The organism is Vibrio sp. K4 (genome assembly GCF_051122595.1).
GTDB classification, from domain to species: Bacteria; Pseudomonadota; Gammaproteobacteria; order Enterobacterales; family Vibrionaceae; genus Vibrio; species Vibrio owensii.
The window spans coordinates 1,333,828-1,354,531 of record NZ_CP178577.1; the positions used below are offsets into that span (position 1 = coordinate 1,333,828).

Below are 20,704 nucleotides of genomic sequence, written 5' to 3' on the forward strand. Positions count from 1 at the left end.
TAATCAAAGGCTAATTATCTATCAATCATCAAACGATATAGTGTCTCCATCGACAGCGGGAAGCCAAAACAGCTTGGTCATTTTCGCCTTATTCAGAAAGAAATAATGTAAGAATTGAATGGAGAAATCATCATGTCAGATCGCAAAATTCTAGTAACAGGTGCATCAGGTAAACTAGGTTCACAAGTGGTAAAAGCATTGCTTGAAGACCTCAATGTACAACCAAGCCAATTGATTGTGACCACTCGCAATGCAGGCAAACTGCAAGCGTTAGCAAGCCAAGGTGTGGATGTTCGCGAAGCAGATTTTTCTAGCCCAGAGTCACTAGAGAAAGCCTTCCAAGGAGCAGACAGCATGCTATTGATCAGCATCGACGCCTCTGGTCCTCGCACTCAAGCACACTTGAATGCTGTCGCGGCAGCAGAAAAAGTAGGAGTGAACCACATTGCTTACACGTCAATGCCTTCTGCAGAAAGCTCGCCAGTGATGTTCGCGCATGAGCATGAAGCGACAGAGAATGCGATTAAACAAAGCAGTATCGCTAACGCGACCATCATGCGCAACAACTGGTACTTCGAGAACTTGGCAGAATACTTTGCGAGCATTCTACAATCGGGTCATTGGTTGACGTCGGCATCAGAAGGGCGCTCTGCACAACTATCACGCAAAGATCTCGCTTTTGCTGCGGCATCTGCTCTAGTGACACCAGCGCAGGGCAAAGTGGTATTGCCAATGAACGGTGCGCAATCTCTAACGCACGCAGAAATGGCGAAAGTGATAGATAAAGTTCTCGGTACGTCTATCAACATGGTTAACTTGTCTGACGAAGATTACCAAGCACAGCTTGAGTCGTTTGAGTTGCCTGCTCCCATCGTAGAGTTGTGTGTGACGATGGATAAACACAATCGCGGAAACTACTCAGATGGTACAAGTGAAGCGTTTGAACAACTGACAGGTAAGCAACCTCAGAGCTTCGAAGCTTGGTTAGAAGAGAACAAAGCAGAGCTGCAAAAACTAACGAATGCTTAAGCTTATTTGAAACCATCAAGGGACTTGTTCGAGTCCCTTTTTAAATATTAGAGCCTATTAACTATTACTTAGTTTATTAATGAAAAATAAATTAGATGATACTTATTTAATTGCGAACTAAATTATTTTTTACTCATGATAAATTAGAGTAAATATACAATAATTTATATTTAATGGTATTTACCGTACTCATTACCATTATATAGAAGAGAAAATAATGTGATTTTCCCCTTCATAATGAGCTTTTAATTAGTAATAATATCTTATTGAGCGGTTACTTCATCACCACTATTTATTCTAAGTGTCAAATTTATCATATTGTAACAAATTCTTACATTTGATAATTAGGGCCAACTTAATGCGATATCAATCTTCTCCAAGTGACCACTCAGAACAAGTACAACAATCTGTCCAAGAACGCGCAACCCAACAACGTTTAGCTCGTAAGGAAGAGCTAAAAGTGACACAAGCAGACAATAAACGCTGGGCAGCGAATCGAGAAAGAGTCATTGCTGAACGCAGCAACGAAAACACCGACGTAGCGCTAACACCATTAAAAGAAAATAAGAAAAAGAGTGGACTCAGTTCTTTGTTGTGCGCGAAACCGAGTTTTTCCAAGCTACCAACCAAGACCGTTGCTTATTGTTGGGTGAATACAAAAGCGGAAAGTGGTGAAGACAATATTATTCCAAGTGTTGAAAAGGAACATGGTCTACTGAACGTCATTAGTAATGCCAAAATTACTCCAAAGGTAAAACATGTTATATATGTTGATAGACGTACTAAAGGGCGAACTTGTTACGACTCACGCGTCGAGCTTCCGGATAATGTTAAGTTCGTATCAGTAGCTGAATTGCTGAAGAAGAAAAACATGGAGTCGCCAGTCATTGCCGAAAAGATGACGGAATTGTATGAGGCAAGCATCAATCACGGTAGCCCAGCTTTTGTAAAGAACATGGTCTCTTTACTGGCTTTAAATGCCGGAGATTACTTCTTCGATATCGGTGTCAGCATCAAGCCCGATGGTAATTTAGCTAAGCACCTTAATGGCCAGAGCAAGTTTTCCGGTGGTGCAGTAGGTAACGGAAGTTATCTGATGGGTGGGCACAATAAAGAGGATATAGAGACAGTTGTTGAGTACCTCTATGAAATGTATACCTGTGAAAGGCCCCCAACGGTACATCCTAAAAAAGCAGTAGAGGTCTTAGAAAGCCTCGATAAATCGTTGTCGCCGGCAGATGTAGTCAGCGCAGTAACAAGCAACTCGAAATTAGACGAAAAAATCACGCCAGCGGACTTCGTTACTTACTCTCGTAAGATGGAGCAGGGATTTGCTGAGCGAGGCGTTAAGACTACAGAATGTGAATATGCTCGTCACACGGACGTTGTCTTTGGTAACAACATTGCAGTACTCACTACAAAAGTGAAAATGGGCTTTAGGAGCGGAACAGATTTCGTTAATACCCATAAGATGAGCCACATTCACAAAACCAAAGTGGAAGCGCATCACGTGCCGGTTTTATAAAGTACGCAGAAGAGTAATGACCTCATCCCCCTAGGTACGGCGCCAAAAACAAAAACGCCCACACTTATTCAAAAGTATGGGCGTTTATCTTTCTAATCCAAAACCCGCTGCTACTTCACTGCTTCCACTTCCAACATCGACGCTTGAGTCGCAGACAAGTTTTGTTTTACGTAGCTCGATAACTGCAACCATGCAAACAAGCCAGCTAGAACGTTAGCAATTGTCGCCGCGATGACGATTGTAAAAATGTCACCCTGTAACGAACCAATAGCAATCGCTGGGATGTATAGAACCACCAATCTTACAAAGCAAACGAATAGGGCAGTTTTTGGTTTACCTAATGCGTTGAAGATGGAAGTGACAACCATACACAAACCTAAAGGGCCGTAGCTAAACGGAATCACCCAAAGCGCTAGCTTTAACCACTCTTGCATTGTGTTGTCCGCCGATAGTAGAGGAACAACGATTGGTAAACTTACTACCAACAAGGTTGCGATGGCCAAGTGGAACAAAATAACAAAGCGAGAAGCCGATTGAACGAGCGCTTGGATTGAATCAAAACGTTCGGCGCCGAGTTCACGGCCAATCATTGGTGGCAAAGACATGGTGAGTGCCAGCGTGAAGATCAACAAGAAGCTTTCCACTCGGTTTAATAAGCTCCAAAATGCGATTTCATTAGTACCAAGATGAGCGATGAACATAACCGTCACGAAAGCACTAACGGACGGTAAAATCTGATTCATCATGGTTGGAATCGTGGTTTTGATCAGCAGAGCAGCATCGTCTTTGCTAGCTAAAGCCGAAGAGAAAGGCGCGAACCATTGTCGGCCTTTGGCTTTGTGCATCATGTAACCCGCGCTGATGGCAAAGCCAAGCATCGATGCTAATGCAGCACCCGCAATTCCCATGTTTAGAACGAACATAAAGATCGGATCGAGCACGAGGTTGATAAGGCTTGCGATAACAAAGACAGATCCCGTGACTTTAGTATCGCCGTTCGCACGGTAAACACAGGTCATTAAATACAGTACGGCACTGGATAGTGCGCTCAACAGCCATAAGCCCCAGAACTGACCAAATAACGTTTCGAGCTGTTGATACTGTGCGCCGCTGTCTTTCACAGAGACAAACGCAGAAAACACACTTTGCTCCATCAACCACAACGCGATTCCAATGAGAGCGATAAAAGCGCTGCCGACCAATAACGCAAGTGAAGCGGTATTTGTCGCGCGTTGCGTATTATTTGCGCCAAAAGCATGTGAGATGATCGACGTTGCTGCGACCCCAATGCCGACTTGAATGCCAATAAAGCCAGCTTGGAACGGCATGGTGATACCTTGAACAGTTAGCTCGTTCACGCCAAGCATGCCGATAAACACCGCATCAATAAGTTGTACTGACATGATCGCAAAAAGGCCGACAGTCAGCGGCAGTGTTTTTTCGAGAACGGATTTTAAGGTCGAGGAAATCGCTATCATCACAAGGCTCTTGATTCGAAAGTTCGGGAACAGTGCCAGTATAGAGTTGCGATTGTTAATGATAAGAGGGCTAATCCTTAAATCAGTTTTTAGACTTGGTTAATAATCCAAATCAGTTGGCGTATTTGTGTTGTGTGTTCGTCTGGCTATACTCAACGTATCTTTCTGAAAATAATAGTATTCGTTAGCTAATCTGATATGAAAAATAGCCTCAGTATTCGAGCTTATACCAAGCAATTACAGAGCCATTCACACGGGGATTATCATCAATTGGTGCTGCCAATTCACGGCAATATTGCGATTGAGATGACAAACTTTGTCGGTAAAGTCACCGTCGGTGAGTGTGTCGTGATTCCTGCTGGCACTGAGCATGGATTCAAAGCCGATGAAATGGCGCGTTTTATTGTCGCGGACTTGGACGTTTTGCCAGAGCACTTTCTTACGGAACAATTGGCAGTGTTTTCTGTTACGCGACCACTGTTAAGCTATCTTCATTTTGTAGAAAAACAGTTGCAGCACCAAGTTGATAGTGGGTTAGAGAGCTCAATTCTGAATGTGTTCTCGATGCTTTTAGAGCAACAAACCCACGCAAAGCCTGTTGACCCAAGGATTCGAGCGGTACAAAGCCATATTGCTGAAAACATGGATACGGCTTTGTCTATCGATGAGTTGGCTAAGATAGCTTGTTTGAGTCCGACTCAATTTAAGAAGCTATTTAAAGAAAGTCTTGGTATCAGCACATTGCAGTACATCACCGAGTTGCGAATGGAGAAAGCCAAAGCTTTGCTCACGCATACCGACTTGCCAGTTCAGCTGATTGCCGAGCGAGTCGGGTACACCGATTTATCTGCGTTTAGTCGCCGCTTTTCAATTCATTTTGGTTTGTCGCCACGCGAGTTAGCTCGTCAATAACGTCTCATTAAACGATTATTGCGTCCTTTCTGCAAAGTTATGCCTTCTTAATCAACGTATCCTTTTCTCTATGGAAAATCATTATAGAGAAATAAAGCATGTCATCTGTTGCGATTCAATCGACAAACCAATATCAAGCGGGCGCGCTGGCGATCTTGTTCGCTTCTTTGTTGTGGGGAACGACAGGCACAGCCGCGAGTTTTGCTCATCAAGTTAGTCCGCTAGCCATTGGAGCTTTTGCTATGGGCGTTGGTGGCGTCATTCAAGCAGTGTTATCTTGGCGTAGCATCCGTCATCAATTCCATCAGATTTTACTGTTTAAGTTGCCGTTAGCAATAAGCAGCGTTGCATTAGCTGTATATCCTTTGGCGTTTTACACGTCGATGAAGCTTTCTGGTGTTGCCGTTGGTACCGTTATCTCGATTGCCAGCGCGCCTTTCTTTACTGTTTTAATAGAGTGTCTTTTTAGCAAAGGTAAGCACGTTTCTGTTCAATGGTGGGTGAGCTTCGCATTTGGTCTGGTGGGCATCATGATGTTAGTCATGGCGAAATCGGGTGGGGCAGTTGAATCAGACCAAGCCTCTTATCTATTTGGCATCGTTTTGGGGCTCATCGCAGGATTAAGTTACGCCATTTATTCGTGGGTCGCTAAGCGAATGATTGATGGCGGAATCAAATCTCAAGCGGCGTTAGGTAGTATCTTTGCTGGTGGTGCTCTGTTGTTATTGCCTAGCTTAGCGTTTACCGGAGAAAACCTATTCACCGGCGTCACGAACGCTTCTGTTTCAGTCTATATGGCGATCGTCCCAATGTGTTTGGGTTATCTCGCGTATGGGTATGGATTAAGGCACGTTGATGTTAGCAGTGCCAACCTTCTTACGTTGTTTGAACCTGTTGTTGCGGCGGTGTTGGCGGTTTGGATTGTTGGGGAGAAGATTGCTATCTCTGGTTGGATTGGCGTTGGATTGATTGGTGTATGCCTGATTCTTCAAACCTTAGATAAAGAGGCGAGCAAACCAAAACAGGTGACATGATTTCCTAGCGAATAAGATTTCCTCACTAACGAACATAGCCTCCTAGCAGACATCGATGAAAAGCGTTAACTCGTATGCATATCGGTTTTTCGTTTTCTATGAAATAGAACTGCCATTGCTACGGTCTGTCTTAATCAACGTATTACCAGTTCGCTATTTACTACAGTATGAACACATTCGGGGAAGATTATGTGGATTAAGAAGAATCATCGCTGGGCTTTATCTGAAAACGAAGCGACGCCAGAGTCCGTCTATAAAGAGCGTCGCGAAATACTGAAAAAGCTAGGCATTGCGGTAGTCGGCATGCCACTCGCCGCGAATGCACAAGCAGGTATTTTGGATATCTTCTCGTCAAAGGAAAAGCCAGTTTCAGACAATCGAATTGACCTTAGTGTGACTAAGCCACAGCAGTATCAAGCGGATCTTTCTCTTACTCCCGAGAGCAAGGTTTTGAAATACAATAACTTCTATGAGTTTGGTACCGATAAGTCTGATCCTGCGAAAAACTCTTCTGAATTTGTGTCTGACCCATGGACGGTTGAGATCGATGGCTTGGTGAATAACCCAATTAAGCTCGACTACGATGACATCTTTAACAAGTTCACACTAGAAGAGCGAATCTATCGCTTACGTTGTGTGGAAGCGTGGTCTATGAACATTCCTTGGATTGGTTTTCCTTTAGCGGACATCATCAAAATGGCCGATCCAAAAAGTAGTGCGAAATACGTAGCGTTTGAAACCCTCTACGACCCGAAACAGTTTCCAGCCCAAGGCTCGTTTAGCAGTATTGAATATCCTTACGTCGAGGGGCTTCGTCTTGATGAAGCAATGAACCCGCTCGCGCTGATTTCTGTGGGTTTATACGGTAAGACGCTTGCGCCACAAAACGGTGCGCCGCTTCGCTTAGTTGTACCGTGGAAGTACGGCTTCAAGAGCATCAAGTCTATTGTTCGAATTCGTTTAACTGACCGAGAGCCGCCAACAACGTGGAATCGTTTAGCGCCGAATGAATACGGTTTTTACGCTAATGTGAACCCGAATGTTGACCATCCACGCTGGAGCCAAGCAAGCGAGCGTTTCATCGGTGAGGGCAGTGTACTCAGCACTCGCAGACAGCCAACATTGATGTTTAACGGCTACGAGGAAGAGGTGGCGCATCTCTATAAGAATATGGATCTGAGGAAGTTCTATTGAGAAAGCTGACGCCAAAACACATCATTGCGCTTAAAGTCCTGATCCACCTTGTCTCTCTCGGTTTCTTAGGTCTGCTGGTCATTGCTATTAATACTGACAACTTAGGTGGCGATCCCGTTCAAGGCATCATTCATTACACGGGTATTAGCGCGCTTAATACGTTGTTTATTACCTTACTGGTTTCTCCGCTTGCACGTTGGACCAAGCAAGGGTTGTTAGTTCGAGTTAGGAGACTACTCGGGCTCTACAGCTTTTTCTGGGCAGTGCTTCATTTGGTTGCGTTTGCGGTGCTTGATTTAGGGTTAGATTGGAGCTTAATTGCTTCTGAAATCGTCAAACGCCCTTACTTGACCGTTGGTGCAGCAGTGTGGGTAATCTTGTTGCTTCTGGCGGTAACTTCGACTCAATCCATTCAACGCAAGATGGGGCCTAAATGGCAAAAGCTGCATAACTGGGTTTACTTGGCCGCGATACTTGCGCCGATTCATTTCTATTGGTCGGTGAAGTCAGAGGTAGCAGAGCCAACCATCTATATCCTAATCGCCATTGGTTTGTTGCTGGTGCGTTGGAAGACATTGAAGCAGCGAGTGTTTCGAAAAATGTTATCCAGTTGATGCGCTGTTAGACTAATTGCGATAAATGAATCAACAGACAAAAAGGGGCTACGTGAGCCCCTTTCTTCATTGGATAAAAAGCCGCTAACCCAAGCCTTCTGTTGCTGTTGGCTCACCACGCTTCCACACCTTTCGTTCGCTCTCGCCAAAGACCTTAGGCTAGGTCAATCAAATCCCACGACAACGCTCATACCATTAGCCCGAACCCTACGACTAATGTCTAACCACCTGAGACTATTTGTATTTTTTCGTTTGGTATAAGGTACTAGCAACTGAATTTTAAGAGTTCATAAAGATCAGTCATCGAGTTCTCGTAGCAGAGAATTTATAGACAACGACTCGCTTAATCTTCGTTTAGTGAGTAAACAACGTTGGTTGGAAAAACACACCTTAGAGTGTGAACGAAAGGAATCACAATGAGCAGCACTTTAGAGTCCGTACATATTGGAACAGATAAGCCTAAAGCCAGTGAGGATGAACTCACTTATGAACAACAACATAAACCAAGTTCGGAATTTGAGTCCCGAGAACAATATTTAGAGCACGAGTTGCAAATCATGGCGCCTAAACGTTGGCGTCCTAATTTGCCGTTTAAAGACTATCGATTCGAGGTAGAAGACACCATTCCAGCGATGGCCGCGACCATTGGTAAAGTCGTTATGGTGGGAGCCATCGCAGCAACCTTTGCCGGAGCGCTAGGGCTGAATGAAGGCTTTATTTTAGAAAATGTTCGTTATGAACTGCTCATCGCCTCTGTTTTCATAATTCTTTTTTCAGGCTTTCTACTGCCGACCGCAAACCTCGCGGGTACACACGGCCCACTGATCCCATTAATCCCTATCGTCGTTGCTGCTGGTGGGCACCCTATGGCCTTTGGTCTGCTGATTGGTGCTTTTGGCATACTGTTAGCCATCAGTAAAGGTGGCAGTATGCTGGCAAATCTCACCAGTAAAGGCGTGTGTGGCGGTTTGCTGCTTTACCTAGGCTTTGTTGGAACCGTCTCTCAAGTGAAAAAGCTGTTCGCTTGGGCAGAGGGAATAGGGATGAGTCACATCGCTTTTGTCGTGATCTTTTGCACCATTATTTTATATGCACTACTGGAACATTTTCGTAAGCGTTGGTTAGCTGTCCCTCTTAGTTGCTTGCTAGGCGGTACGTTAGCTTTTGCCATGGGCGCGCCGTTTTCTTTTCAAACCGAGCCCGGCTTACCCAATATGAACCCAATGTATTGGTGGGGAGAAGATACAGGTTGGATGCTAGGTTTACCGACGATTGAACACTTCATGGTCGTGCTGCCTTTTGCCATTTTGGCCGTAGCTATGTGGTCGCCAGATTTCTTAGGGCATCAAGTGTTCCAAAAAATCAGCTATCCAGCACGTACAGAGAAAGTACATATGAACATCGACGATACGATGACCACAGCGTCAATTCGTCAGACGTTCGGCTCTTTGCTTGGTGGTACTAACTTTACGTCTTCGTGGGGGACTTACATCGTTCCGGCGGCTATCGCTAAACGTCCTATTCCTGCCGGTGCTTTGCTAACTGCGCTGTTTTGTATCATCGCCGCAGTTTGGGGTTACCCAATGGACTTAGCGATTTGGCAACCTGTACTTTGTGTTGCGCTCATTGTTGGGGTATTTGTTCCTTTGCTAGAAGCAGGAATGGAAATGACGCGTGAGGGTAAAACCACGCAATCGGCGGCGATTGTTGTATTTTCTTCGGCACTCGTGAACCCTGCATTTGGCTGGTCTCTCACAATGCTGCTAGATAACTTAGGCTTAGTCGGCTGTAAAGAACGTAGTGGGGAACTGAGTAAAATGAGCCGTTGGGTGTTGCCTGGCATCATGTTTGTTGTGTTAACAAGCGTAATGGCGTTGGTTGGCTTACTTCCGGGGATTCCAGCAATTATCCCAAGTTTTCGTTAGGTAAGCTCATAGTACGATTTATGGTTTGAAGAACCTTTTTCTAACCTGATAGAAACGGTTTAGTTCTGTTGAACTAAACCGTTTTTTGTCCCATTTCGAGTTAGAACAGAATTGATGAGATAATACTGGATTAATCCTCTAACCTAGGCGACCGTTTGTTCTTGTGCCAACCTCCTATGGTCGCTCATATCAAATCAACTGATGCTTGCTTTTCGCTACTTCCCGAATTTGATCAACTAATGTTCGAACTTCGTCATGCTCACTTTTATCTGCTGCACACATCAACCTCAACTCGCAACGCAATGTTGGTGAAACACGTAGCCGAGAGACCTGCTTCTTCCAATCATCAGGAAAAGCTAAACCAGGGATGAGTGATGTGCCGTACCCAGAGGCTACGATAGAAAACAGTGCAGCAGTGTCTGAAACCGTCGTTTTTATGTTCAGCGTGTGTTGATGCTTATCAAATAACTCCTGTATAAATATTTCACACCCAGAGGAAGACACAATAATCGGTTTATCATTCAAACTCACTAAGTCGACAATCGATGTCTTCGGTTGACCATAGGGGGTAATAAAATAAAACTCATCCTCAAAGAGTAACTCACTGCAAGTCGGATCCATGTTATATGCGATTCCAATATCTGCAATTCCCGCTTTTACCCACTGTTCTACTTCTTGGTCTGTGCCAGTAAATAAGTTGATCTCTAGATTTGGGTGCGTTCTACGGACATTCACCAATATCTCAGAAAGGATGACTCGAGACACGCAATTGATTGCTGCCACATTCACTGTGCCGGAAATAGATGAGCCGGCTAGTTTCAATATATCGTTGATGGCGCTCAGTGCGATGGTTGCTGATTCGCTTGCAGCTAACCCAGCGGCAGTGAGAGTAACACCTCTTGAACCGCGTACCGCTATGGGTGTCTCGATAACCGTTTCAATAGCTTTGACCGCATGGCTAACGGCAGCTTGCGTTACATGAAGATGCTCTGCTGTTCGACTAATACTGCCAGTCTCTCGAAGTGAGTCTAATGCCTTCAACATCATTACACTGATATTAGCGTTTTTCATATCGGTATTAAATTATGTCAATTTACTAATGTCAACATGGTAATTAGTCTATCTCCAAATTGAAAGCACAAACTCAAGTTCCAAACTAAAAGAACTTGTTGAGTAAGCACAACGTGCAAACAACGATAGTGTTGTTTATCGGAGGATATAAATGTCGAAAACAATCTTAATTACGGGCTCAAACGGCAGAATTGGCTCTGCATTGGTAAAGTATATCGACGACTTTTTACCTGATTACAAATTGCTCCTCGCAGATCTGAGTGTCGATGATGAGCGAGGAATAAAGTTAGATATTAGTGATTTAGCTGCTGTTCGTTCAGTGTTTCAAGAGAATAATATCGATGTTGTGGTTCATTTGGCCGGGCTCGCTTCTCCTGATATGCCATTCAAGCACTTACTACCTGCCAATATCGTTGGTGCTTACAACATCTTTCAAAGTGCGTATGAAAGTGGAGTTGATCGCGTGGTGTATGCGAGTAGCGCGCAAACAATCGAAGGTTATCCGCTTGATATTCAAGTAAAAGAGAATATGCCGACACGTCCTAAGAATCTATACGGTGTCAGCAAAGTCTTTGGCGAAGCACTTGGTGCTTACTATGCGTATCAAAAAAATATTGAGGTAGTCGCTGTCCGAATTGGTGCTTTTGAGTATCAGCAGGAGTGGAGACAAATGAGTTCACGAGATTTGAGTGCATGGAGTGAACCGCAAGATCTCTGCTCATTGCTAATAAGTAGCATTGAGTCTGAATTAAAGGGTGAACCTTTCATCATCGCTCATGGAATCTCAAATAATCGCTCTAAGAGGTTGGACATTACTGAAACTAAAAAGTCTCTTGGTTATGACCCGAAAGCAGATGCTTTTGACGCTTGGAATATGAGCTTTGCAGTCGAGAGCGAGCCTAGCGCTTGTACAGAGAAAAACCCAGCAAAGGAGTCGCTGTTTTGGGATAACTTGAGTACATATTCAAGAATAAAAACGTAATAATTCTACGTCTTCGCGGGGGACTGATATAGGACTAACGAGCGTAATGGCGTTGGTTGGTTTACTACCAGGGATACCAGCAATTATCCCAAGCTTTCGTTAGGTAAGCTCATAGTACGATTTATAGTTTGAAGACCCTTTTTTAAACCTGATAGAAACGGTTTAGTTCTGTTGTTCTAAACCGTTTCTGCCACATTCCTTGCCAGTAACGTTCAACCTCACAAATCACAGTGAGATGGTTTGAACTACTTCTTCTAATCAGCATATTGTCTATGAAAGTCGGGGTCTTACCAACTTCGTCAACTAGTTCGAATAGGCCGTCTTATCTCCATTTTTTAACCTACCGAAGAAACGTGTTCTCTGTTAGAGTCACCGTCAACTACGCTATTGAATAAAGACACCCACAGATCGCATGTGATTGATGGATTTTTATTCACCCTTAAAACTCATTTTAGGAATCCCTAGTGACTAACAACGAAATTTTACGTCGTATCCAACACGCGTTAAACCTTAAAAACGCACAGATAATGAAAGCTTTCGGGCAGGCCGAAGTCACTGTGGCTCACGATAAAGTGGCAAACTGGTTAAAACATGAAAGCGACAAATCTAGCATTAAGATGAAGGATCAAGAGTTAGCGGTATTCTTAAATGGCTTTATTAACCTCAAGCGAGGCAAAAAAGACGGCGAGCAACCTAAGCCAGAAGTCGCGTTGACCAACAACATGATTCTCATGAAGCTGCGCATTGCGCTAGACATGAAAGCAGAAGATGTATTGGACGTATTAGAAGTGGTTGGTATTAGTTTAAGTAAATACGAAATTGGTGCGTATTTCCGCAAGCCAAACAACAAAAACTACAAACAGTGTGAAGACCAACTGCTGTGCGACTTCTTAAATGGTGTGCAGTTTACCAATCGTCCCGATTCTGAAGAGTTTACTGGGTAATTTATATCTCGAATCGAACGTGGTAATTGATTAAAAAAGCGAGAACCATTTCATTTGGTTACTCGCTTTTATCATGTTAAAGACCGATATTAGAGCTCCACAATCACGTCTACTCCTTGTCTCTCTTCAGTAGATACCTAACAAACCACGCTGAAATCTGGTCGGCTTTTAGAATCAAGACAAACACCGCCCCCTATGCCCCTACCAAGATAAACCCAAGCTAAAACCTTAAGTCAGTTAGGGGGCTCTATTCTGGTCAAGCTATTCTAAACATCTTGTAGTGATTCACTAAAACTGGCCACGTATATAGAGTTTTTCCATACTTTTGGTCATGCGAGCAGGGTCACGACTGACGCCATCAGTAACACAAATTTTGCCCCTTTCGGTGTTAGAGTTGATACTCGGAACATTTCTATACGTTCCTCTTTAACTTAATTTATCTAATGCACCTAGTAGAAAGCTAAACGACGGGTAAATTTCCCCCAAACAACCAATCTTCGCTTCTGCATACAACTATTTTCTTTTACTCGCAGAAATCTTTGGGGTTGCATCGATTACAATGATATCTGAGGCAGATTCACCACTCTTAAGCCTACGTTCCCTAATTTCGTTGATCTGCTTAAGCTTGTTACCCAAGTCACCATAATTCATAACTACAAATATGCCATAGTTAGTCCTCGATGCATCTTTATATATTTCTAGTTGTTTTTCATAACCATGCTTGACTGTGCCACTAGAACGCTTCATCTCTACCAAAACTTTCGCGTCGTAACCTACAGAGAACTTAAAGTCGATCGGACCTCCCCCCATATTTGCTTCAGGGGAGACGTCAACATTGTTTGCTGAACAAAAACAGTCGGCTATTGCAAAGTACATTAACTGTGCAGCTCGCTCCTTTTTAGGCTTATTTTCAATCCAAAGTTCTTCCCACAAGTTCCCGTTTTCGACATGATGTTTGAATTGCTCAATAGTTAGCAAAACAAGTTTCTTCAAATTTTCAGGGCTATGATAAATGTTAGGCAGATTTTGCGTGACGTACTGTGACTGGTTGCCTCGAAGGAGTTCTCTAAGTTTGTAATAACCCAATGCATCTTCATTAGCATTATAGTTATCAGCATGCTCCTTGACGGAGTCAAGGAAATGTTGAAAGGACTCAGATGAGCCTAAAGCTGCATCTCTTAGAGCAGCTTTTCGTTCTGCTACTGTCGGCCTAGCGATATCTGCAAGATACTTATTCACTCGCTCGCGGATCTCTTTGTTTTGAAGTGCAGCAACTTCGATATCAGACCAGTCATTAGCAATAGGAAGGTCGCGCACGATATCTTGTGGAACAAGGAGTATCGGCGCCCCATCGTACATAGGAAGGTCAAATCCGTTAGATAGCTGGGATGACTCCATAGGAATGTTATGAGCTAGGCAGAAGTTGTGTGTGATTGTAATTAGACTATCTAGAATAACCCTTGTGGTAAAATCACTTATAGTATCTGGTCCTACATTTTCTTCGAAAAAACCCATCAGTGACACCATTTCAGGGTCTTTAGCACCCAAGTCAACAATCTCTTTGGCAGTGCGAATCATTGTTTCTCTAATTTCCTCTGGCCTCGAACTACCACTACGACTGCTTCCACCATAACCAAGCCCAGTTTGAGCAGGCTCACTTAAGTCGAGTAATTTGCGAGCCCCTTTCCATGCAGCATCTCCTTCTTTCTCTGAAATAGTTAAAAGTCGAACATAGTTAGAGAAATGATTGCAAAATTGATTGTATCCTTCTACACATACCTCTTCAAAGCGCGACTTTTTTAAGAGAACAGGATCAATAAATAGTTGAGTATCTACATTTAAGAACGGGTCAATCAATCCCACATTTTTTAGTTCTTGCTCATCTATCCCAAAGTGTTTTGAAAATAGAAGCGGTTTAGTTATTTTTGCCATCTGATATACACCAAAAAGGGAGTAAGTTTAACTCTTCAAGTAGGGACTAACTTATCCTATCTGAAACAGCCTTTTTATGAGTAAAATCACATAAGCTTACTTTCTGAAATTTCCAATTGTAAGAGAGCCTTAGATTCACCTAAGGCACAAAACTGTCTCACGCGACGATTCCAAGTAACGCGTCATAGCGTGAAACTATAGACGCTCCATGAGTTAGATATAAAAACTAGCTGATTGGTGCAGTGGCAGAGTGAAGTAGGGAGGTTTGTAATACCTGAGATTATCCGTGAGATGCCAATTAAGGAAATACGCTGACAAGCTTCTGTCCAAAAACGAGCCAGTAACTCTTCTACTCAACTCAGTTACTAGAATATCCGAGCAAACAAAAAGGGGCTACGTGAGCCCCTTTCTTAATTGGATGAAAAGCCGTTAACCTAAGCTTTCTGTTACCACTGGCTTGGTATTGCGTTTGGCAATCCAGTAAGCAACGCCGCCCCAAAGTACGGTCAGAACCCAAAGAGCAGTCCAGTGTTTAGCTACTTGTTGCCACGTTGCGCCCATTTGGTTGAGTGCTAAAAAGCCTTTGATTGCCCAAGTGCTCGGGCTCAAGTCTGCAAACCAAAGCAGTGGTGCAGGGATCGACTCAACCGGCCAAATAAACCCAGCTAAGAAGATTAATGGCATTGAGCTAACCAGTACAACCAATGTCACCAGCTCGCGTCTTGGTAGCAAGTATCCGAGCCATAAACCTAAACCACAACAACCAAGTAAGAATGGCAATAACAAGGTGAGTAGCTCACCTGCGTTGGCAACGTGGTTGACGTTCAAGCGTTCAAAACTGAAGCCAAAGTAGTAGGCGCTGAGTAGGTAGTAGATAGCGACGAAGACCAAGGTTCTGGCAAGTAGCAGAGCGCCCGTTGGCACCTGAGACCAATAACCGCGACCATGGCGCTGAGTACCGGTTTGCAACCCGACTGCCATGATCAATGTTTGTTGAAGGATCAGAACAAACACCGCTGGCACCACGTATTCGATGTAGCCCATGGTTGGGTTGAAAGTTGGCTTCATGTTCAGTTTAATCGCGGAGTAATCATGGCGCGCCATACTCAGTGGTACACCATCAATCACCATTTTGCTTACTTTAACTTGAGCGCCAAGCGTACCACCTGCTGTTGCCAAACCTTCGACGACTGTGCCGTACACTAAGAAGTAAGAAGCGTCAGCGGCATAAGCCAGAGTCGGGCTGCTGCCAAGCATCAAGTCTTTGTAGAAGTGTTCTGGAATCACCAAGAAGCCAGTGATTTCACGATTTAAGAATGCTTGTTTTGCATCGGCAATCGTGTGTAAACGCGTCACGACTTTAACCTGAGGCGTCGCGTCGACCATGCGCTCTAGGGTTAAGCTGGTTTGGCTACCATCGAGGTTCACAATCGCAATCGGCTGTTCTCTCGGCGTTTGTTGCGCGTACGGAAGCGGGTACAAGAAGGAGTAAAACACCACGCCACCAAAGACGGTCAGTACCACCACAGGATTGGTCATCACTGAGCGAAGTTCTGTTTTAATCAGTTGCCACAGTGTCATACCGCCTCCTGTTTGCTATCTGTTGAGGACGAGCTATTTAACAAAGCTGTGTTGCGATGTTTTGCCAATAAAGCCGCCGTCATCAGTAGCGGGATAATGTACCCAACCATCGGCCAGAGTGAGCCGATAGATTGTGCCGCACTTGCGCCGTAGCTTGCTTGATCCACTTGAACTTCGATGTAATGCGTAATTGGTAATAAGCCTCGCCATGCTTGCGCTAACGCGTTCATGTCGGAAACCGGGAAGGTTATCCCCATAAATGCAAAGCTCGGTGCGGTAAATGCGCCAGCAAAGCTCATTGCACGTGCTGGGTCCATCGATAGGAAGAAGAACAATGCCCCCATGATGATGCATGCGATAGTCGTTACGAACTGTGCCAGCAACATCACCAAATAACTGCCTTCCATCGGCCAATCAAGCACCACATAAAACCAGACTAAGAACAGTGCGCTTTGTGCCATAAAGACAGGAATGTACTGGCTTAGAATTTTGCTTAGTCGAGTGAAAGGGCGATCGCCTAAGAACGCGAAGCTGTTGTTGCCATTTCCATAAAGACGAAAATGCGCCGCGAGGATCAAAATGGTACTGACCACGACACAGATCTGCCAGATCGCCGGAACAATCGCTGTCACCAAGAACTGAGCGTAGTTAGTGTTGCGGTTAAACAAGGCTGTAATCTGAGTCGAAATAGGCACGGCTTGACCAATAGCTGCAAGTGTTGTGGTATTGCCCTTTGTTAGGTTACCCATGGTTTCTAGCTGAGCATCAAAATACCCTTGAGACTGCGCAACCGCTGAGTTAATCAACTTGGCAACCAAAATGTATTGGCTGTTAAAGAAGACAGATAGCTGCGGTTGTCGATGCAAAAGAATGTCTTGGTCAAATTGAGGGGGAATCACAGCATAAGCGTAGATATCACCCTCTATCATCGCGTTCTTCGCTTCTGTTGAACTGGTGTAGTGGTAATCAACAGAAAGAGTGGAAGAGGCATCAAGAGACTGAATCATCTTGCGTGACAATTGCGAGTGCTGCAAATCAACCACACCAATCGGGAGATCTCTGGCAATACCTGCCGAGAACACGCCCCATATAGTGACGGCCAATAAGATCGGCACCCATGTCAGGCAAGATAATAACCACTTATCGCGCCGTAGGATTTGTCGTTGTGAGATTTGAATCGTCATAGTCTTAGGCCAGCGCGATTACAGCTCAACTACAACGCTCATGCCCATGCGTAGCTCAGGCTCTGGTTGGGTAGGGCGAGCTTCCACTTCGAATGTACGAAGATCAAAACCTTTTGATGCGTCTGTCGCGCGCCATGTGGCAAAATCGCCCATCACAGCAACGTGAGTCACTTTAAATTCAACGTTTTTATCTAGTGCGGGTAAGTAAGCTTTAAAGGTCGTACCTTTGGTAAAGTGTTTGAGCAAGTCTTCGCGTACGTTCAGTGTTGCCCAAGAATCTTGAGTATCAATAACCGTCACAACCGGGAAGCCCTGCGGAGCTAATTCACCACTTTGTAGGAGAACTTGAGAGACTTCACCATCAAACCAACTGAAGATTTGCGTGTCTTTTGCGTACGCTTCTACTTCCGCTACTGCGCCAGCCGCCATGCGTGCTTTCTCTGCTGCAGCGACTTTGGTTTCGCTACGCGCGCCTTCTTTCGCCATGTTGTACATTTGGAACGCTGCGCTTTCGGTGTATTTAGAAGCTTGCCATTGCGTCATCGCTTCATCGCGTTTTTGCTCTGCAACTACACCATCTTTATAAAGGTTGTTTACACGTTGGTAGGTCTTTTCCATCAAATCTGCCGCCGCTTTCGCTTTCAACCATTGGTCTTTTGCGGCTTGAATTTGTTGCTCACGTGCGCCTTTTTCTGCTTCTAATGCCAGTGCACCTGCGGCTTTTTCACCCGCTTTTGCTTGCTCCAGTTTTGCTTCGATTTCTGGGCTATGAAGGGTGAAGATCAACTGACCTTTTTCGACATCATCGCCTTTACGCACCATGACTTCATCAATACGACCTGGGACTTTAGAAGAGATGCTATATTGCTGCGCTTCAATCAGCCCTTGTAGACGTGCTGGTTCTGGTTGATACGCTTGGTAGAACTGGTAACCAACCCAAGAAGCGACACCCAAAGCGCAAAGTGATAGTAGAGCGGGTTTTAGAGATTTTGCTGCCATGACTTATTTTGCCTCTTTGGATGCTGATGCTGGAACGTAAGCAGTGTGTTGGTATTGAGCGAAGCTGTTCATTTCGCTGCTCAGTGCTAATAGTTTGGTTAAAGAAATCAGATAACGGAAACGTGCCGCTGATTGCTGTGTTTCTACGCTGGCGACATACAGTTGCGCGTCGACCACATCCAAAGATGACGATAAGCCCTGAGTGAAGGCTTTTTCGCGCAAGCGTAGGTTTTCGTCTGCAAGGGCGATACTTGATTCTAGACCTTGCACTTCATCAATGGCTTGTTGTGCTTCTAGGTAGGTCTTTTGTACCAGAAGTGACAAATCTTGCTTCGCTTGTGATTTTAGTGCATCGACTTGGGTGACCATGCTTTGCGCCGCTTTTACTTTTTCGCTGCGACCAGTGGATTCGATAAGCGGAATATTTACACCGACACCAACTAACCAATCCGGTTTCATTTGGCTGGCAAGAGAGTCATCTTCATACAGGCTATAATCACCGTATAGGTAAACTTCTGGGTAGTATTTGCCTTTCTCGGCTTTGATTAAGCTTGATGCTTGTTTGTGTTTGGCATCCAACAAATCTAAGCCCGGGTAGGTCAGCAGTGTTTGATCAACAAATGCGTTCAACGGCGGCAGGTTACTGTTGATAAACAGTGTTTCTGAAGGCTCTACAGAATCGTTCTGCGCTAAGATCTTTCCTAGAGCCGCTTGCGCAATACTCAAATCACTGGCGGCTTTGCGTGTTTCGACTTTGGCTTTGTCTAATGAGGCTTCGGCTTGAAGGCGTTCAACACGGGCGATTTGGCCTTGTTCTTCCATCTTAATCGCAAAGTCGCGGTGTTTAGTTAAGCCTTTCTCTACTGCTTGGCGTGTTGCTAATACTTCTTTTGCTAGAACAACGGAGAAGTAGTATTTAGAGAGATCTTCGAAGCGAGCTTGTTGCTCCATCGCGAGCTGGCTTTTTGCCTCGTCCGTTTTACCTTCTGCTGCCGATTGAGCGGCATTGATTCGACCACCAGTGAAGATTGGCCAGATAGCACGAATAGAAGAGGAGAAGATGTCACGCTCAGTGATCGTCGATGTGGTATTCGCAAGCGCACTAAAAATAGGTTGGAAAACAGGTGGCACGCTAATGTGTTGCCCAGTGCTATCGAGAATCTGCTGTCCGGACAAGGTGACGTCCGTATCTAAACGCGTGTAGTTCGCGCCGATGCTTACTTGCGGTAAGTTGAGGTTATCTGTCGCGCTTTGTTGGTATTCATAACTTTCTACGTTGGCACGTTGCGCTTTAAGGGAATAGTTGTTTTCTAACAACAATTTCCATGCATCATCGAATGTGATGGGAGCTGAGTGACAGGCAAGGGAAATCGAGCTGCTGAGAAGGCCCAAAATCCAGAACTTTCCGGTTTGTTTCATAGTGGCTACTTTGCTTTAGAGTATTAGCTCTAATATAAAGTATTCATTAGAAGGTGTTAAGTGATTGGATAAAAGAATTGTTGGAGAAATGTTGCGCCCAATTAAGTGGGGCTTAGTTGGGCGCAGCGTTATTACGTGTTTTCTACTGTTTCACTTCATGGAAGGGCAGTGAAATTCTGCTCTCCACTCAAGCTGACGAGAACCTCGCATTGTATTCAGCAAGTCTTTACCACTCATCTGTGGGAATGACAGCAGCACCTTAAGATCAGCGGAGCTAGCATCACTCTTTTCATAAGCTCTGACGTGTGTAAACGTTGAATACATATTCTCTGACAGCATGGCCTTATTCAGGCAAATTCCAAATGTATCGCGTTCCATGTTTTGGTGTTCCTTCTAACTATAAAAGCACCTCTGTTTATAGTTATTGCAGTGCAGATGGTGTCTAAGTGTTTGTCCTACGGTCAGTATTTGTATTTTTATCAATGTGTCTTCAAATTTTCTGACGCAAGTGTTGAGCGTTAAATAGACTTCCAGTTGGCTGCTTTCTTTGTTCGAAGCTCTATGAGGCTTCTTGACTAAAAATTATACGACGGAAAGTCTAAAAACGCCTCAAAAACCGCTCAAATTGGTGTGATCATGTTCAAGATTTGGATGGCAATTTATGTATGATGTTGAATAAATAACAACATTATTTGGCTGGCGATATGATTTGTTTTTGATATTTCATGGCGGCTATAAATTGAGCGTTGAGACTACGGTTAAACGCGCCGTGATTCAAAGTGACGAAGACTCCGAGCTGTGCCGTTTCACGCAAGTTGAAAACGTTGCTGTTTTTTTGCGGGGTGTCAGAGTTTTAATCAACAATGGTCGCTAGATTAGAC

17 protein-coding genes are annotated in these 20,704 nt (G+C 44.4%); 9 read left to right on the forward strand and 8 right to left on the reverse strand.

From position 1 onward, the window contains the following. The first annotated feature begins 132 nt into the window (after nt 1–132). Both ACLIIY_RS06225 and ACLIIY_RS06230 read left to right on the forward strand, forming a co-directional pair. Nucleotides 133–1,029 carry an SDR family oxidoreductase gene (locus ACLIIY_RS06225; protein WP_434528317.1) on the forward strand — a complete coding sequence of 299 codons (897 nt, stop codon included), beginning with the start codon at nt 133–135 and terminating at the stop codon, nt 1,027–1,029. Between the two features lie 358 nt (nt 1,030–1,387). Beyond that, a complete protein-coding gene (locus ACLIIY_RS06230) occupies nt 1,388–2,554 on the forward strand; it encodes a hypothetical protein (protein ID WP_434528318.1) in 1,167 nt (388 codons plus the stop codon). Between the two features lie 110 nt (nt 2,555–2,664). Here the strand turns inward: ACLIIY_RS06230 and ACLIIY_RS06235 are convergent, their stop codons facing one another. After that, a complete protein-coding gene (locus tag ACLIIY_RS06235; RefSeq protein WP_434528319.1) occupies nt 2,665–4,032 on the reverse strand; it encodes an MATE family efflux transporter in 1,368 nt (455 codons plus the stop codon). 198 nt (nt 4,033–4,230) lie between these two features. Here ACLIIY_RS06235 and ACLIIY_RS06240 point away from each other — a divergent pair, with 198 nt between their 5' ends. The 5 genes from ACLIIY_RS06240 to ACLIIY_RS06260 all read left to right on the forward strand — a co-directional run bounded on the left by ACLIIY_RS06240 (nt 4,231) and on the right by ACLIIY_RS06260 (nt 9,711). Further along, nucleotides 4,231–4,944 carry a helix-turn-helix domain-containing protein gene (locus tag ACLIIY_RS06240; RefSeq protein ID WP_434528320.1) on the forward strand — a complete coding sequence of 238 codons (714 nt, stop codon included), beginning with the start codon at nt 4,231–4,233 and terminating at the stop codon, nt 4,942–4,944. Nucleotides 4,945–5,042: 98 nt separating this feature from the next. After that, entirely contained in the window at nt 5,043–5,978 is a 936-nt protein-coding gene (locus ACLIIY_RS06245) for a DMT family transporter (RefSeq protein ID WP_434528321.1), read from the forward strand. A 189-nt stretch (nt 5,979–6,167) separates the two neighbouring features. Beyond that, on the forward strand, nt 6,168–7,172 hold the full coding sequence (msrP, locus tag ACLIIY_RS06250) for a protein-methionine-sulfoxide reductase catalytic subunit MsrP (protein WP_005446028.1): 1,005 nt from the start codon (nt 6,168–6,170) through the stop codon (nt 7,170–7,172). Continuing rightward, a complete protein-coding gene (msrQ, locus tag ACLIIY_RS06255; protein WP_434528322.1) occupies nt 7,169–7,786 on the forward strand; it encodes a protein-methionine-sulfoxide reductase heme-binding subunit MsrQ in 618 nt (205 codons plus the stop codon). The genes msrP and msrQ overlap by 4 nt, the downstream gene beginning before the upstream one ends. 416 nt (nt 7,787–8,202) lie before the next feature. Next, nucleotides 8,203–9,711, forward strand: coding sequence for a DUF3360 domain-containing protein (locus ACLIIY_RS06260; protein ID WP_434528323.1), 1,509 nt, complete (start codon nt 8,203–8,205; stop codon nt 9,709–9,711). Between the two features lie 189 nt (nt 9,712–9,900). Here the strand turns inward: ACLIIY_RS06260 and ACLIIY_RS06265 are convergent, their stop codons facing one another. Further along, nucleotides 9,901–10,782: a LysR family transcriptional regulator gene (locus ACLIIY_RS06265; RefSeq protein WP_434528324.1), complete on the reverse strand. Its 882-nt coding sequence runs from the start codon at nt 10,780–10,782 to the stop codon at nt 9,901–9,903. A gap of 151 nt (nt 10,783–10,933) precedes the next feature. On the opposite strand from ACLIIY_RS06265, the gene ACLIIY_RS06270 reads away from it, so the two are divergent. Both ACLIIY_RS06270 and ACLIIY_RS06275 read left to right on the forward strand, forming a co-directional pair. Next, nucleotides 10,934–11,764, forward strand: a complete 831-nt coding sequence (locus tag ACLIIY_RS06270; protein WP_434528325.1) for an NAD-dependent epimerase/dehydratase family protein — start codon at nt 10,934–10,936, stop codon at nt 11,762–11,764. A 464-nt stretch (nt 11,765–12,228) separates the two neighbouring features. After that, nucleotides 12,229–12,708, forward strand: a complete 480-nt coding sequence (locus ACLIIY_RS06275; RefSeq protein ID WP_434528326.1) for a DUF1456 family protein — start codon at nt 12,229–12,231, stop codon at nt 12,706–12,708. Nucleotides 12,709–13,221: 513 nt separating this feature from the next. Here ACLIIY_RS06275 and ACLIIY_RS06280 read toward each other — a convergent pair. The 6 genes from ACLIIY_RS06280 to ACLIIY_RS06305 all read right to left on the reverse strand — a co-directional run bounded on the left by ACLIIY_RS06280 (nt 13,222) and on the right by ACLIIY_RS06305 (nt 20,201). Continuing rightward, nucleotides 13,222–14,640: a hypothetical protein gene (locus ACLIIY_RS06280; protein ID WP_434528327.1), complete on the reverse strand. Its 1,419-nt coding sequence runs from the start codon at nt 14,638–14,640 to the stop codon at nt 13,222–13,224. A 429-nt stretch (nt 14,641–15,069) separates the two neighbouring features. Further along, entirely contained in the window at nt 15,070–16,221 is a 1,152-nt protein-coding gene (locus tag ACLIIY_RS06285; RefSeq protein WP_434528328.1) for an ABC transporter permease, read from the reverse strand. Further along, nucleotides 16,218–17,405 (reverse strand): ABC transporter permease, encoded by a 1,188-nt coding sequence (locus ACLIIY_RS06290; protein WP_434528329.1) that lies wholly within the window; start codon nt 17,403–17,405, stop codon nt 16,218–16,220. Before ACLIIY_RS06290 ends, ACLIIY_RS06285 begins: the two co-directional genes overlap by 4 nt. Before the next feature lie 18 nt (nt 17,406–17,423). Continuing rightward, the gene (locus ACLIIY_RS06295; RefSeq protein WP_434146440.1) at nt 17,424–18,404 is read right to left on the reverse strand and encodes an HlyD family secretion protein; all 981 of its coding nucleotides are present in this window, start codon (nt 18,402–18,404) and stop codon (nt 17,424–17,426) included. 3 nt (nt 18,405–18,407) lie between these two features. Then, nucleotides 18,408–19,823, reverse strand: a complete 1,416-nt coding sequence (locus ACLIIY_RS06300; protein ID WP_434528330.1) for a TolC family protein — start codon at nt 19,821–19,823, stop codon at nt 18,408–18,410. 150 nt (nt 19,824–19,973) lie between these two features. Continuing rightward, on the reverse strand, nt 19,974–20,201 hold the full coding sequence (locus ACLIIY_RS06305) for a hypothetical protein (protein WP_010648656.1): 228 nt from the start codon (nt 20,199–20,201) through the stop codon (nt 19,974–19,976). Nucleotides 20,202–20,704 lie beyond the last annotated feature (503 nt).